Consider the following 1,162-nt stretch of genomic DNA (forward strand, 5'->3'; position numbering starts at 1 on the left):
AAAAAAAATGGCCCCTTCTAACCGATAGCGTTTTCCCAAAACCTCCGCTCATATTCTACGGGGCTCAAGTATGCGATAGACGAGTGGCGGCGACAGGTATTGTAGTAGCCTTCGATATACTCAAAAGTATGATCGTAGGCATCTTGCAAACCATAAAAGACACCTCCGTCAAGCAACTCGGCTTTAAAGCGGCTAAACAAAGATTCGGCGTGTGCATTATCGTAATGATTATCTTTCCGGGTCATACTTTGGCGAAAGCCATTAGACCGGAGTAAAGCCCTGAAGCCGGTGGCTCCATACTGGCCGCCCCCGTCCGAATGGACAATGAAACCTTCGCGGGGCTGCCGCTGCCGGATTACCTGTTTTAGAGCTTCTGTAACCAAGCTTTCTTCCATATGCCGACCCAAATGCCAGCCTACTATCCTGTGGCTGTACAAATCAAGCCAGATGGCCAGATAAAGCCATTTGGCATAGTGTTCTTCCTCGTTGGGCAGATAAGTAATATCCCCTACAACCACCTGATTGGGGGCAACGGGCAGGTTAGGCTTTTGGAGCAGCAAGTTTGGGCTACGACGCAGGTGTGGAGGGCTTTGTGTCGTCTTAGGCACAAAGCTTTTAGGCTGAATGGCAATTAGATTTTGATCTTTCATCCGGCTTCTAATTTGGTGGCGGCCCGCCTGGATACCCCGGCTTGCCAGCTCCGCTTGAATCCTGCGCCAGCCGTAGCGCCTTTTATGTTCCTCAAAAACTTCTTTAACGGCCTGGCCCACCTCAGATTTTTGATCGCTCAACTGATAAGTCGAACCCTTCGAGTAAGCATAATAAGCACTCCGGCTGACACCTAAAATTTCACACAATTTGACTATGCTAAATTCAGCACTTAACATGTCAATGGCGTCGTATATTTCAGCTATGCTTGGCGGCTGAAAATGCCCAAGGCTTTTTTTAAAATATCACGCTCTAATTCAACTTCGCGAAGTTGCTTGCGCAAATCTTTAACTTCCTCTTCGCTGGCCTTACTAGCTCCACAGGGATTTTCTTCGGCGGCTTTTCTGCGCCACTGATAGATCACACTCGTATTGACCCCAAAAGATGCCGCTAAAGACGCTACAGTTCGGCCCTGCCCGTGTAATTCCAGTATCTTAGCCTTGAAGGCTGCATC

Annotated in this window: 2 protein-coding genes; both read right to left on the reverse strand. The window is 48.5% G+C overall.

What is annotated here, in order from left to right:
- Positions 1–17: 17 nt before the first annotated feature.
- Positions 18–914 carry an IS3 family transposase gene (locus FRY97_RS21835; protein ID WP_147169743.1) on the reverse strand — a complete coding sequence of 299 codons (897 nt, stop codon included), beginning with the start codon at positions 912–914 and terminating at the stop codon, positions 18–20.
- On the reverse strand, positions 911–1,162 hold a 252-nt coding region (locus FRY97_RS21840), incomplete at its 5' end, for a transposase (protein WP_147169744.1). The genes FRY97_RS21835 and FRY97_RS21840, both read right to left, overlap by 4 nt.

It is taken from the genome of Phaeodactylibacter luteus, assembly GCF_007993045.1.
Taxonomy (GTDB): domain Bacteria; phylum Bacteroidota; class Bacteroidia; order Chitinophagales; family Saprospiraceae; genus Phaeodactylibacter; species Phaeodactylibacter luteus.